Below are 12,627 nucleotides of genomic sequence, written 5' to 3' on the forward strand. Positions count from 1 at the left end.
CCGCACCCTAGACGCCCCCGCCGACACACGCCGACGGCCGCACCCAGCCGTTCACCCGACCAGCACCCACGCCGCGAGCCCGACCACGAGCGCCGACCCGATCGGCGAGACCCAGGCGCGCAGGCGGGGCCCGAGGCGAGCGCCGGCCAGGCCGCCGAGGACGACGAGCACCACCTGCCACCCCGCGGACGCGGTGGTCACCCCGGCGACGAACGCCGCGCCCACCGCGAACGAGGGCCGGCCGTCGCCGAGCTCCGCCACGGCACCCGTCGCCACGGTCGCGAAGATCAGCAGGGTGGCGGGGTTGAGGGCGGTGTAGGCGACGAACCGCAGGTACGCGGAGCCCGCGGCCCGCTCCTCGAGCACCGGCTCGACGTCACGCGTGCGCCACCACCCGACGAGGCCGACGACCCCCACCACGAGCAGCGCCGCCCCGCTGACGACCCGGATGACCGTCGCGGCCGACGAGACGAGCAGGGCCACCTGCGCCCCGACGAGCACCGCGGCGACCGCGTAGACCGTGTCCACGGTCGCGACGCCGAGCGCGGCGGCCACCGCTCGTCGTCGGCCCGAGAGCAGGGACTCGCGCAGCAGCAGCACGCCGATCGGGCCGAGCGGCATGGCGACGGCGAGACCGGCGACCAGGCCGAGAGCGAACGCGTGCACGAGGTGAGGGTCCCTTGCGAGCCGGCCCGGGCGCGAGCGGATTCCGGGCAAAGTAAGGACCCCCCGCACACCCGCCAGAGCTCACCTGCCCTTGCTGCCTTCCGGCCCTGGGGGAGTTCAGCGAGATGACGCCGCACGAGGGGTCTGCCGGAGATCTTAACCCAGGCACGGCGGCGGTCAGGCAGCGTTCACCTGCCGGTGATGCGCTCGACTCACATCGCGTCCGGAATGTCGGCAGACTGCGTGCATGGCGACTGACGGGGTTCCCGGCGAGGCTGCGACGACGCACGACGAGCCGGTCCACTACGACTACGACCTCATGGTGATCGGGAGCGGGCCGGGTGGCCAGAAGGCAGCCATCGCCGCCGCCAAGCTCGGTCACAAGGTCGCGATCGTCGAGCGCCGGCACATGATGGGCGGCGTCTCGGTGAACACCGGGACGATCCCCAGCAAGACCCTGCGCGAGGCCGTCATGTACCTGACGGGCATGGCGCAGCGCGAGGTGTACGGCGCGAGCTACCGCGTCAAGGCCGACATCACCATCGAGGACCTGTTCGCGCGCACGCAGCACGTCATCGGCCGGGAGACCGAGGTGATCCGCGCCCAGCTGCTGCGCAACCACATCGACATCCTCGGCGGCACGGGCTCGTTCGTCGACGCGCACACGATCGGCGTCCTGGACGACGACGGGGTGCGCCGCACCCAGTTCACCACCCGGTTCGTCGTGATCGCGACGGGCTCGAAGCCGCACCGGCCTGACACCGTGCAGTTCGACGAGCGCACCGTGCTCGACTCCGACGGCCTGCTGCACCTGGAGAAGGTGCCGAACTCGCTCGTCGTCGTCGGCGCCGGGATCATCGGCATCGAGTACGCGTCGATGTTCGCCGCGCTGGGCACCCGGGTGACCGTCATCGACAAGCGGCCCGCGATGCTCGAGATGTGCGACCCCGAGGTCGCCGAGTCGCTCAAGTTCCACCTGCGCGACCTGTCGGTCTCCTTCCGGTTCGGCGAGGAGGTCGCGGGCGTCGACTCCAACACCCACGGAACGGTGACGAGGCTCGCCTCCGGCAAGCGGATCGCCGCCGACGCCGTCATGTACTCCGCGGGCCGCCAGGGACAGACCGACTCGTTGGACCTCGAGGCCGCGGGTCTGTCGGCGGACTCGCGCGGGCGCATCACGGTCGACGACGACTACCGGACCGAGGTGCCGAACGTCTTCGCCGTCGGCGACGTCATCGGCTTCCCCGCGCTCGCCGCGACGAGCATGGACCAGGGTCGCCTCGCGGCCTACCGCGCGTTCGACGAGCCCGCCCGCGAGCTGGCCTCCGTGCAGCCGATCGGCATCTACACGATCCCGGAGATCTCCTACTGCGGCCGCACCGAGGAAGAGCTCACCCGGGAGTCCGTGCCGTACGAGGTGGGCGTTGCGCGCTACCGCGAGCTGGCCCGCGGGCAGATCGTCGGCGACTCCTACGGGATGCTCAAGCTGCTGGTCCACACCGAGACGCGCGAGCTGCTCGGCGTGCACATCTTCGGGACCTCGGCCACCGACCTCGTGCACATCGGGCAGGCGATCATGGCGTGCGGCGGCACGGTCGACTACCTGGTCGACACGGTGCTGAACTACCCGACGCTGTCCGAGGCGTACAAGGTCGCGGCGCTCGACGCGACGAACAAGATCCGCCAGGTGGCGCGGTTCAGCCTCTGACCGGCCGACGTCCGAGCGGGCTGGCGTCGAGGTCGGCGAGCAGCGCGGCCACGTCGTCGTAGACCGCCATCGCACCGGCCGAGCGCAGCTCGTCGGCGCCGACACCGCCGCTGCGGACCCCGACGGACGGCACCCCCGCGCGCTTCGCGGCCTTGACGTCCCACACGCTGTCGCCGACGAACACCGCGTCGTCCGGCTCGGCCCCCGCGGCCTCCAGCGCGACCTGGACCAGGTCCGGCTCCGGCTTGGCAGCCTCGACGTCCTCGGCGCTGGTCACGGCGTGCAGCTCCTGCTCGAGATCGAGCACCGACCGCAGGCGCTCGAGCTCGTCGGGTGACGCGGACGTCGCGAGCACGGGCCGCGCGCCGCGCGCAGCGAGCTCGCGGACGAGCTCACGGGCGCCGTCGAACGCCCGCAGGCGGTCCGCGTCCTCGGCGTAGTAGGACGCGTGGCCCTCGGTGACGGCCTCGCGAACACGGTCCGCGTCGTCGCCGGCGAGCTCGTCGACCAGCTGGGTCGAGCCCATCCCGATCGCTCCGTGGACGCGCCACGCGTCGAGGGTGATCCCCGCGTCGGCGAACGCCCGCAGCCACGCGTCGACGTGCAGGTAGTTCGAGTCCACGAGGGTGCCGTCCACGTCGAGCAGGACGACGGGCTGGGAGGAGGTCATGTCCCAGTCTCGTCGCGCCGGGCGCGGTGACGCACGTCGAGCGTCAGCTGCGCGCCGGATGCCCCAGCGCGGCGTCGACGATCAGCGCGGCCGTGTCGCGCACGACGCCCGCCACCGACGGGTCGCGGTCCATCCGGACGGAGATCCCCGCGCCGTCGTAGAGGACGTACAGCTGGCGGGCCAGCGCCTCGGGGTCGGACGCGCCCGCGTCGCGGGCGAGGTCGGTGAGCAGCCCGCGCAGCCAGGCGCGGTACTCGTCGGACACCTGCTCGACGGTCCCGCCGGGCTCGGCCTCGGCGCTCGCGGCGACGAACGCGCAGCCGCGGTAGCCGGGCCGCGCGAACATCGCGGTCTGGGCGTCGAACACGGCGAGCAGCCGGGCGCGCGGGTCGGTCGCGGCCTCGACGGCCGCCTCGATGCGCGTCCGGTTCGCGTCCTGGCGCCCCCGCAGGTACTCGCCGACGAGGGCGTCCTTGCTGCCGAAGGTGTTGTAGAGCGACGCCTTGGCGACCCCCGCGCGCTCGATGACCCGGTCGATGCCGACCGCGTGCACGCCCTCGGCGTAGAACAGCTCGTTCGCCGCGGCCAGCAGCCGCTCGCGGGCCGGGGCCCGGTCGGTCGTCGTCATCGCACGCCCTTCCTCCTGGACAGACCTGTCCAGCGTAGACGCGCTCACGCCCGCACCGCCTCGACCTGCGGGCACGTGGCCGGCACGGGCTCGCGACGGACCAGCCCGACGAGGGCACCGAGCGCCAGCACGATCAGCACGACGCCGTAGCCGCGGACCACCGTCGTCACGTCCCCGACCCGGCCGACGAGCGCGCCGGCGACCACGGCCGGCACCCCCATGCCGAGGTACGCGACGACGTACAGCGCCGAGAGCACCCCGGCCCGCTCGTGCGGCTCGGCCGCGCCGACCACGGAGCGGACCGCCCCCTGGAAGCCCGTGCCGAACCCGATCCCCGCGACGAACGAGCCGACGAAGAAGCCCAGCAGCCAGCCCTGCTGGACCGACGCGAGCGTCCCGGCGACCCCGGTGACGAGGGCCGCGATCGCGACGAGCATGAGCGCGCGGGGCGTCTGGTCGCGCAGGACGAGGCCGGCCGCGGCGGCCACGCCGGCCAGGGTGCTGAGCGCGAGCGCGCCGAGCAGCACGCCCCGGCCGCCGAGCTGGTGGACGAGCGTCGGGGCGAGCGACCCGTAGAGGCCGGCCAGCGCCCAGACGGCGAACACGACCGGTGCGGCGACGAGCATCCGCGGGCGCACGGCCCGCGGGAGCCGGATCTCCGGGACCAGGCTGGCCCGGGCGCGCTGGGCGGCGCCCGGCAGTCGGGCCGAGGTCTCGGGCATCCGCCACACGCCGACGGCCTGCACCAGCAGCAGGGCGATGACCAGGTAGTAGATCGTGTGCACGGGCGCCGGCAGGAACTGGACGACGACCCCCGAGAGCAGGGCGCCGATCGCTGTGCCCGCGCCGGGTGCGGTGCCGTTGGCGACGGCGCCACGCACCCGGTCGACGTCGAGCATCGCGGCACCGACAGCGCCCACCGCGGCACCGGTCGCGATCCCCTGCAGCACGCGCCCGGCGAGCAGGGCCGGATAGCCGGCAGCCGTGGTCAGCACGACGAGCGACACGATCTGGCCGCCGATCCCGGCCAGCAGCACGGGGCGCCGGCCCAGGTGGTCCGAGAGCCGGCCCAGGACCAGCAGCGCGACGAGCACGGCGATGGCGTAGACGCCGAAGGCGACCGTGGTGCCGAGCGAGCCGAAGCCCCACTCGGCGCCGTAGGTCGCGTAGAGCGGGGTCGGGGCGGCCGACGAGGCGAGGAACGTGATGACGATCGAGACGAGGAGCGCCAGGGTGGCGGAACTGCGGCGGACCATGGTGACTCCTGTTGGGTAGACCGTTCTGTCTAGGTGGACAGTAGACAGGTCTGTCCACCGTGTCAACGACCGCCAGCCTGCGTCCTGTGGATCGCCGGCGCCCGGTGTCGGCGCGCGTGCCTACGGTGAGCGCATGACCACGACCGCACCCCCGGCCCTCACCCCCGCGCAGCACGCAACGGCGACGACGGTGATCGAGGCGCTGGCAGGCCCGGGCGCGCAGCTGCGCGAGGACCAGCTCGCGGCGGTCACCGGCCTGCTGTCGCCCGGCGCGCGCGTGCTCGTCGTGCAGGCCACGGGGTGGGGCAAGTCGGCGGTCTACTGGACGGCCACCGCGATCCGGCGCTCGGAGGGTGCCGGACCGACGCTCGTCGTCTCGCCGCTGCTGTCCCTCATGCGGGACCAGGTGAACGCCGCCGCCCGCGCCGGCCTGACCGCGGCGACGCTCAACTCCTCGAACGTGGGCGAGTGGGCGCAGATCGAGGACCGGCTGCGCGACGGCACGGTCGACGTGGTGCTGGTCTCCCCCGAGCGCCTGGCCAACCCGGGTTTCGGCCGACGGGTGCTCGACGCGCTCACGGGCAACCTCGGCATGCTCGTCATCGACGAGGCGCACGCGGTCTCGGACTGGGGTCACGACTTCCGCCCGGACTACCGCCGGGTGGCCGACACGGTGCAGGCGCTCAACCCCGAGACCCCGGTGCTGGCCACGACGGCGACGGCCAACGCGCGCGTCACGCAGGACGTGGCCGCCCAGCTCGGCGAGCACACCCTCGTGCTGCGCGGACCGCTCGCGCGCAGCAGCCTGCAGCTCGCCGTCATCGACTCCCTCACGCCGCTGCAGCGCTACGCCTGGGTCGCCGAGCAGCTGCCGCACCTGCCGGGCTCCGGCATCGTCTACACGCTGACCGTCGCGGACGCGCAGCGGCTGGCCGAGGCGGTGCGGTCGCAGCACGGCGACGCGCTCCCCGTCGCCGCCTACACGGGCCAGCTCGACGGCGCCGAGCGCGAACGGCTCGAGGAGGCGCTGCGGCGCAACGAGCTCAAGGCCCTCATCGCCACCTCGGCCCTCGGCATGGGCTACGACAAGCCCGACCTGGGCTTCTGCGTGCACGTCGGGGCGCCCCCGTCGCCGGTCTCGTACTACCAGCAGGTCGGCCGCGCCGGCCGCGGGATCGACCACGCGGTGGTCGTGCTGCTCACGTCGTCGGCCGACGCGGGCGTCTGGGACTACTTCGCGACCGCGTCGATCCCCGAGCCGCGCGCGATGCAGCGGCTGCTGGACGTGCTGCCGACGTCCCCGACGAGCGTCCCCGCGCTCGAGGCCGAGTCCGGGCTGCGCCGCACGCGCGTGGAGCTCATGCTCAAGCAGCTCGCGGTCGACGGGGTGGTCGAGCGCAGCGAGGGCGGCTGGGCGCGCACCGGCAGGGCGTGGGAGTACGACGAGGCGCACTACGCCGGCGTGCTGGCGGTCCGCCGCCGCGAGGCCGACATCATGCGGGACTACGCGAGCGGCCGGCGCTGCCTCATGCAGCTGCTGCAGGAGTCCCTCGACGACCCGAGCGCCCAGCCGTGCGGGCGCTGCTCGGTGTGCACGGGCACACTGCCCGACGGGCTGCCCGAGCAGCCGTCGGTCGAGACGACGCGCGCCGTCGCCGGGCTGCTGCGCACGCAGTCGCACCCGGTCGAGCCGCGCAAGATGTGGCCGGGCGGGGCGTTCGGCGCGAGCGGCCGGATCGCGGCGGGCGAGCTCGCCGCTCCCGGGCGGGCGCTGATCCACGCCGACGCCCCGGAGTGGCGCGAGCTGGTGGCGACCGTGTTCTCGGTCGATGCCGCGCCGCCGGACGAGCTGGTCGACGGGATCGTCGGGCTGCTGCGGCCGTGGGGCCGGGAGTGGGGCGAGCGGCCGGCCGTCGTGGTCGGGCTGCCGGCGGCCGGGTTCCCGGTGCTCACCGCCGGGCTCGTCGAGCGGATCGCGGAGATCGGCCGGATGGCGACCGCGTCGCTGACGATCGACGACGCCGCGGTGCGGGTCGCCCGCACGTCGCGCGACCTGACCTCGGCGAGCGAGGCGGCCGCCTGGCGCGACGCGGTCGCGGTCCCGGATCCCGACGCCGTGCGCGGCCGCGCGGTGCTGCTCGTCGTCGACGCGACCGCGACGCTCTGGCCGGTCACCGTCGCGGCCGCCGTCCTGCGCCGAGCCGGAGCCACGGCCGTCCTCCCCCTGGTCGTCCACCGCCGCGTCTGACCCCCGCCGCCCCCACCCGAGCGGCGGCCGACCACCCCCACCACCCGAGCGGTGGCTTGCGCATGCTTCCGCGCCGCGAACCGTGCGCACCCCACCGGTCGTCACCGCGAACCGTCCGCCCCCTCCACGCGAGCGGTGGCGTGCGCATGCTTCCGCGCCGCGAACCGTGCGCACCCCACCGTTCGACAGCCGCGATCCGTGCGCAGACCACCGCGTCCGCGTGCGTTCACCGCGCGCGCCTCCACGCGCGTGGTCGCAGGGATCGTTGCAGCGCGCGTGCTGCTGAGCGGTGGGAGTCCTGCAACGTTCCCTTCAACCATCGCGCACGCCCGGACACTGCACGGAGGCGCTGCTCAGTCCAGGAAGTAGCGCAGGAAGCGGCCGGGGTCGTCGAGGAAGCCGCGCCAGCGCCGGACCAGGTCGAGGTCCTCCCACGCGCAGCGACGCATCCCCCACTCGCCGACCTCCCAGATCACCGCGCCGGGCACGGCCGCGAGCAGCGGGGAGTGCGTGGAGAGCAGCACCTGCGAGTCGTTGCGCACCAGGCTGTGCATCTTCGCGACGAGTGCGAGGCAGTTGTCGAACGAGAGGGCCGACTCGGGCTCGTCGAGCACGTACAGCCCCGGGTGGACCATCCGGTCGCCGACGAGCGTGAGGAACGACTCCCCGTGCGACATCTCGTGGAACCGCGCCTCGTTCGGGTTGTTGCCGGGGTTGTCCTCGAGGTACGAGTAGAACGCGTGCATCGTCTCGGCCCGCAGGAAGAAGCCGCGACGACCGGCGCCGATGCCCCGCAGGATCTCGAGGTCGAGCGGGGACTCGGACGCGCGCGTGGTGTAGCCGGAGCCGATCGCCCCGCCCTCGGGCCCCATGCCGAAGGCGACCGCCACCGCCTCGACGAGGGTCGACTTCCCGGCGCCGTTGTCGCCGACGATCACGGTGATCGGGTCGAGCTCCCAGCCGTCCGTGAGCACCTGCCGCACGGCGGGGATCTGGGACCACCACTCGCGCACGTCGGGGACCCCGGTCGGCCTGATCTCGCGCAGGGGGAGGGCCATGCCGCCGGTCTACCGGGTCGGTGCTGGTCGTGTCCATCGCGGCGCGGCATAGTCACGTCCATGTCCGTGCAGGTCACCGAGGTCCGCGAGCCGTCCGAGCTGCGTGCGCTGCACGCCGCGATCCTCGCGCCGTCGTTCCCGCCCGAGGAGCTCGAGCAGCCCGACGACATGGCCGACGGGCTCGCGTCCGGGGCGCTGGTCGCGATGGTGGCCTCGTCGGCCGACGAGCCCGTCGCACTGGCTGTCGGCGCGTGGGACCCGACGACGTCCGTGCTGCTCCTGTCCTACCTGGCCGTCGGGTCGGGCGGTCGCGGCGGCGGCGTGGGCGGGACGCTTCTGGCCGCCGCGACCAGCGCGTGGCGGGCCGACCTCGACCCGCTCGTCGTGCTCGCGGAGATCGAGGACCCGGCCCTGCACACGGGATCTCCCGAGCACGGCGACCCCGCCGCCCGCGAGCGCTTCTACCTGCGCCGGGGTGCCCGCCGCCTGCCGCTCGCGTACGTCCAGCCCTCGCTCGCACCAGGCCTCGCGCGCGTGCCCGGGATGCTGCTGCTCGCGCTGGCTGTGCGGCCGTCCGTGGTCGCCGACGGCGGCGCCTGGCACCTGCCCGCGGCGCCGGTGCGCGACTTCCTCGTCGGCTACTACACGCGCAGCGAGGGCCGCGTGCCCGACGACGACCAGGTGCTCACCATGCTCGCGCCACTGACCGGCACCGCGACGCTCGTCGTGGAGCCGTGACCACCTTCAGCACCGGCCGCGCGATGCCGATGTCCAGGGCAACCGCCGTCCGCACGAGCACCGAGGTCCGACCGTGAACGCCGCTGCACCGGGGTGGTACCCCGACCCCGAGCACCCCGCGATGGTCCGCTGGTACGACGGGTACGCCTGGACCCAGCACCGCACCCCTCACACCCCGCCCCGCAAGCCGCGGAACACGGGGGTGACCGTCGCGATCGTCATCGGCTCTGTCGTGGGGGCAGTCATGCTGCTGGCGATGATCGCGGCCGTGGCCATCCCCGTGGTGCTCAACCAGCAGGACAAGGCGGCACTGCGGTCATTCAACTCGATGACCTGCGACGACGTGGCCGCCGAGGCCGTCCGCTACACCCAGGACTCCGTCGCCCCGGACGAGATCCCGCTCCGGTCCACCCACTCGATGATCCTCGTCACCGACGCACGGCCCACGCTGCGCCTCCCGTCCGGCCTCGGGGAGGCCTTCGTCATGAAGTGCTCGGGTCGCGGGATGTGGGCCGACGGGTCGACGACCCCGCTGGTCATCGACCTGTACACCAACGCGGACGGCAACCACCTGTTCTCGCTCGACTGGGACATCTGACGCCGGACGGACGCCGGTTCGGAGTCAGGGCGTGAGTCCGGTATCCTCTGTCGGCCGGGAGGATTCGCCTAGTGGCCTATGGCGCACGCTTGGAAAGCGTGTTGGGTGAAAGCCCTCGGGGGTTCGAATCCCCCATCCTCCGCGCACACGAAGGGCCCCTGACCAGCAGAACGACGGTCAGGGGCCCTTCGGCTCGTCAGGGCGCGGCACGGCCGACCTGGTCAGGGCGCACTGCCGGCCTCCAGGAACGGCTGGTACATCAGCCGGCCCTCGTTGACGGCGAGGAGCTCGTCGCCCACCTCGTCTCCGGCAAGGTCGAGCACCCGTCGCCGCAGCACGTTGCGCCGGGTGAAGACACCAGGCAGGTCGTTGGTCATCAGGTGAGCGGCCTCGTACACCTCGTAGGTGTTCGACGGCGGCTGGTCGCTGGTCCACGCGCCGACCAGATCCGTGTGACCGACCGTCAGGGACAGCCGGAACGTCGCCGCCGTGCGGTTCTCGATCTGCAGGTCGAGGACCGGCCAGGAGCACGTCGCACCGCTGCCGAACGGCTGCGTGCGGCCGTTGTCCGGGAAGACGTCGTAGGTGTGCCGCCAGCGCTCCACGACGGTCAGAGGCGAGTGCACGGTCATCCAGTAGAGCAGGTTGGTCATCTGGCACATGCCGCCGCCGACGGCCTCGTCGACCCGGCCCTGCCGCAGGACCAGGCCGTCCTTGAACCCCCGTCGGTAGCTCGGCCTGCCGACCAGCCGCCAGAACGACATCCGCTGCCCGGGCCCCAGCACGATGCCGTCCAGCCGCGCGGCGGCGATCGCCAGGTTCACCGCCTTGTTCTCCTGCAGCCGACGGTCCACACCGGCCAGCTCGCGGAAGATCGGCGACCTGTGGGCGGCGACCTCGTGGGTGAAGCCTTCCGACGGCGCACGGTCGAGCCGGGCCGGGACGCCGGCCCGCCGCCACTGCCACTCCCGCCGCAGCCGCCGGGCTGACGGCCCCATCGTTGCTCGCGCACGCTCGCGGAGGCTGGTCACGACCGGTGCGCTCGGCATGGACGCGATCGTGCCTTCCGGGGCCCGGAGTGGCAAGAGAAGGCTGCAGCGTCTTCTCACGCGTCGAACGCGGTCCACTCGCCCTCGGAGATCACCTCGACCACGCCGTCGACCACCGAGATGGCCGTCTGCTCGTCGATCGCGTAGGACGGGATGCCGATGTCGGCCGCCCACCGCTCCGCGTCCGCCGGGGTGTTCGTCGGGAACAGGTTCAGGTGCGGGAAGATCGCGAAGTCGACGAGGCCCAGCGTGCGGTCGTCCGGCGCGGCCGACCACTCGACGAAGTAGTCCCCGATGCGCGGCGCCATCACCATGCTCCCGGCGCTCACCCCGACCCAGACCGTGTCGGGCAGCGAGGGCAGCAGGTCGGCCAGGCCCGACTCGCGCACCCAGTGGCTCAGATACGTCGCGTCGCCGCCGTCGACGAGGAGCACGTCGGCCTCGCGCACCCACGGCACCCACCGCTCGGCACCGATCGTCGGCAGGGCCGTGAGCTCGAGGACGCCGAGCGAGGCCCAGCCCAGGCCCGTGAAGTGCCGGAAGTCGGGACCCGCGGCCACCAGGCCACGCACCGACGACGGCCCGCACATCGGATGGCCCCACTGCGCGGTCGGGACGACGAGCGCGCGCGACTCCGCGATCGGCTTGCCGAGCATCCGCTCGAGCGCGGCGCGCATGCTCGCATTCGTGACGCCGCCGGACGTGAGCAAGAGCTTCACGGTGCCTCCCCGTAGAACCTGGCCAGAGCGCCATCGTGCACCGAGCCGCCCACACGGCTCACCGCGAGAGCCAGGCCAGCGCCCCGCGCGCCGCGACCACCCCGGTGCTGAACGACGCCTGCAGCAGGTACCCGCCCGTCGGGGCCTCCCAGTCGAGCATCTCCCCCGCGACGAAGGTGCCGGACAGCGCGCGCAGCATCAGCGACTCGTCGACCTCCGACCACGCGATGCCGCCCGCGCTGGAGATGGCCCGCTCGATCGGCATCGCCTCGGCCACCTCGACCGGCACCGCCTTGACGAGCGCGGCCATGGCCACCGGGTCGGTCGGCAGCGCACCGGCCTCCCGGAGCAGCCCGAGCGCCACGGGATCGAGGCCGAGCGCGCGACGCAGCCAGGTGGCGGCCGACTCCTTGGGCCGACGCCGCCGCAGTCGTTCGACGAGCTGCTCGGCGGGCACCGCGGGCCGCAGGTCGACCTCGAGGACGCAGGGGTCCTCGCCGTCGAGCGCGTCGCGGATCGCGGCGCCGAGCGCGTAGACCGGGCCGCCCTCGATGCCGGTCCGGGTGACCATCGCGTCGCCGCGCGCCGTGCGGGAGCCCGCGACCGAGAGCCCCACGTTCTTCAGCGGCACGCCCTCGAAGCGCGTCGCGAACGTCTCGCTCCACGCGACCCGTGCGCCGACGTTCGCCGCACGCAGCGGCGCGACGGTGATGCCGCGGTCGACGAACGGCCCGATCCAACCGCCGTCCGACCCGAGCCGCGGCCACGACGCCCCGCCGAGCGCGAAGACGACGACGTCGGAGGCGACCGCTCCGTCGAGACCCTCGAAGCGGAGCGCCCCGTCGTCGGCCCACCCGGTCCAGCGGGTGCGACGCTCCAGCGTCACGCCGAGCTCACCGAGGCGGCCCAACCAGGCCCGGACCAGGGGCGTTGCTCGGAAGGACTGCGGGAAGACCCGGCCACTGGACCCGACGAAGGTCGGCTCCCCCAGATCGGCGCACCAGGCCCGGAGCTCACTCGAGGTGAAGGCGTCGAGCATCGGGGCCAGCCGCTCCGCCGACAACCCGTACCGGGCGAGGAACGGCTCCCGGTCCTCGCTGTGCGTGATGTTCATGCCCCCGTGCCCGGCCAGGAGGAACTTGCGGGGGACGGACGGCATGCGGTCGTAGATCGTCACGGTCACGCCGGCCCGCGCGAGCACCTCGGCCGCGATCAGCCCGGCGGGCCCGCCGCCGACGACGGTCGCCGTGCTCATCGCGGCACCGGGCAGGTCAACACCCCGCGAACGT

12 protein-coding genes, 1 tRNA gene and 1 other RNA gene are annotated in these 12,627 nt (G+C 73.6%); 5 read left to right on the forward strand and 9 right to left on the reverse strand.

What is annotated here, in order from left to right:
- Positions 1–51 precede the first annotated feature (51 nt).
- On the reverse strand, positions 52–666 hold the full coding sequence (locus EDF34_RS13225) for a LysE family translocator (RefSeq protein ID WP_123371979.1): 615 nt from the start codon (positions 664–666) through the stop codon (positions 52–54).
- Positions 667–717: 51 nt separating this feature from the next.
- Positions 718–814: signal recognition particle sRNA small type (ffs, locus tag EDF34_RS13230), an RNA gene on the reverse strand.
- Between the two features lie 99 nt (positions 815–913).
- Here ffs and sthA point away from each other — a divergent pair.
- A complete protein-coding gene (gene sthA / locus EDF34_RS13235; RefSeq protein WP_123371980.1) occupies positions 914–2,374 on the forward strand; it encodes a Si-specific NAD(P)(+) transhydrogenase in 1,461 nt (486 codons plus the stop codon).
- Here the strand turns inward: sthA and EDF34_RS13240 are convergent.
- From EDF34_RS13240 to EDF34_RS13250, 3 genes are read right to left on the reverse strand one after another with little or no spacing between them, the layout of a single operon-like run.
- Positions 2,364–3,044, reverse strand: coding sequence for an HAD family hydrolase (locus tag EDF34_RS13240; RefSeq protein ID WP_123371981.1), 681 nt, complete (start codon positions 3,042–3,044; stop codon positions 2,364–2,366). The two genes, sthA and EDF34_RS13240, sit on opposite strands and share 11 nt — an antisense overlap.
- 43 nt (positions 3,045–3,087) lie before the next feature.
- Positions 3,088–3,672, reverse strand: coding sequence for a TetR/AcrR family transcriptional regulator (locus EDF34_RS13245; RefSeq protein ID WP_123371982.1), 585 nt, complete (start codon positions 3,670–3,672; stop codon positions 3,088–3,090).
- 44 nt (positions 3,673–3,716) lie between these two features.
- Positions 3,717–4,928 carry an MFS transporter gene (locus tag EDF34_RS13250; RefSeq protein ID WP_123371983.1) on the reverse strand — a complete coding sequence of 404 codons (1,212 nt, stop codon included), beginning with the start codon at positions 4,926–4,928 and terminating at the stop codon, positions 3,717–3,719.
- Positions 4,929–5,061: 133 nt separating this feature from the next.
- Between EDF34_RS13250 and EDF34_RS13255 the strand changes: the two genes are divergently transcribed.
- Complete coding sequence (locus tag EDF34_RS13255) at positions 5,062–7,176, forward strand: DEAD/DEAH box helicase (RefSeq protein WP_123371984.1); 2,115 nt, start codon at positions 5,062–5,064, stop codon at positions 7,174–7,176.
- Positions 7,177–7,529: 353 nt separating this feature from the next.
- On the opposite strand, the gene EDF34_RS13260 is transcribed toward EDF34_RS13255, so the two are convergent.
- Positions 7,530–8,234, reverse strand: a complete 705-nt coding sequence (locus EDF34_RS13260; protein ID WP_123371985.1) for an AAA family ATPase — start codon at positions 8,232–8,234, stop codon at positions 7,530–7,532.
- 60 nt (positions 8,235–8,294) lie between these two features.
- Between EDF34_RS13260 and EDF34_RS13265 the strand changes: the two genes are divergently transcribed.
- The 3 genes from EDF34_RS13265 (at position 8,295) to EDF34_RS13275 (ending at position 9,712) form a co-directional block, all read left to right on the forward strand.
- Entirely contained in the window at positions 8,295–8,972 is a 678-nt protein-coding gene (locus tag EDF34_RS13265; protein WP_123371986.1) for an N-acetyltransferase, read from the forward strand.
- Between the two features lie 73 nt (positions 8,973–9,045).
- Entirely contained in the window at positions 9,046–9,570 is a 525-nt protein-coding gene (locus EDF34_RS13270; protein WP_123371987.1) for a DUF2510 domain-containing protein, read from the forward strand.
- A 57-nt stretch (positions 9,571–9,627) separates the two neighbouring features.
- Positions 9,628–9,712, forward strand: a tRNA-Ser gene (locus EDF34_RS13275).
- A gap of 79 nt (positions 9,713–9,791) precedes the next feature.
- Here the strand turns inward: EDF34_RS13275 and EDF34_RS13280 are convergent.
- The 3 genes from EDF34_RS13280 to EDF34_RS13290 are packed head-to-tail and all read right to left on the reverse strand — an operon-like array spanning position 9,792 to position 12,593.
- Positions 9,792–10,619: a VanW family protein gene (locus tag EDF34_RS13280; RefSeq protein ID WP_123371988.1), complete on the reverse strand. Its 828-nt coding sequence runs from the start codon at positions 10,617–10,619 to the stop codon at positions 9,792–9,794.
- A gap of 56 nt (positions 10,620–10,675) precedes the next feature.
- Entirely contained in the window at positions 10,676–11,338 is a 663-nt protein-coding gene (locus EDF34_RS13285) for a Type 1 glutamine amidotransferase-like domain-containing protein (RefSeq protein WP_123371989.1), read from the reverse strand.
- Between the two features lie 58 nt (positions 11,339–11,396).
- The gene (locus tag EDF34_RS13290; protein ID WP_123371990.1) at positions 11,397–12,593 is read right to left on the reverse strand and encodes a TIGR03862 family flavoprotein; all 1,197 of its coding nucleotides are present in this window, start codon (positions 12,591–12,593) and stop codon (positions 11,397–11,399) included.
- Positions 12,594–12,627: the final 34 nt, after the last annotated feature.

The organism is Cellulomonas sp. PhB150 (assembly GCF_003755175.1).
Classification (GTDB): domain Bacteria; phylum Actinomycetota; class Actinomycetes; order Actinomycetales; family Cellulomonadaceae; genus Cellulomonas.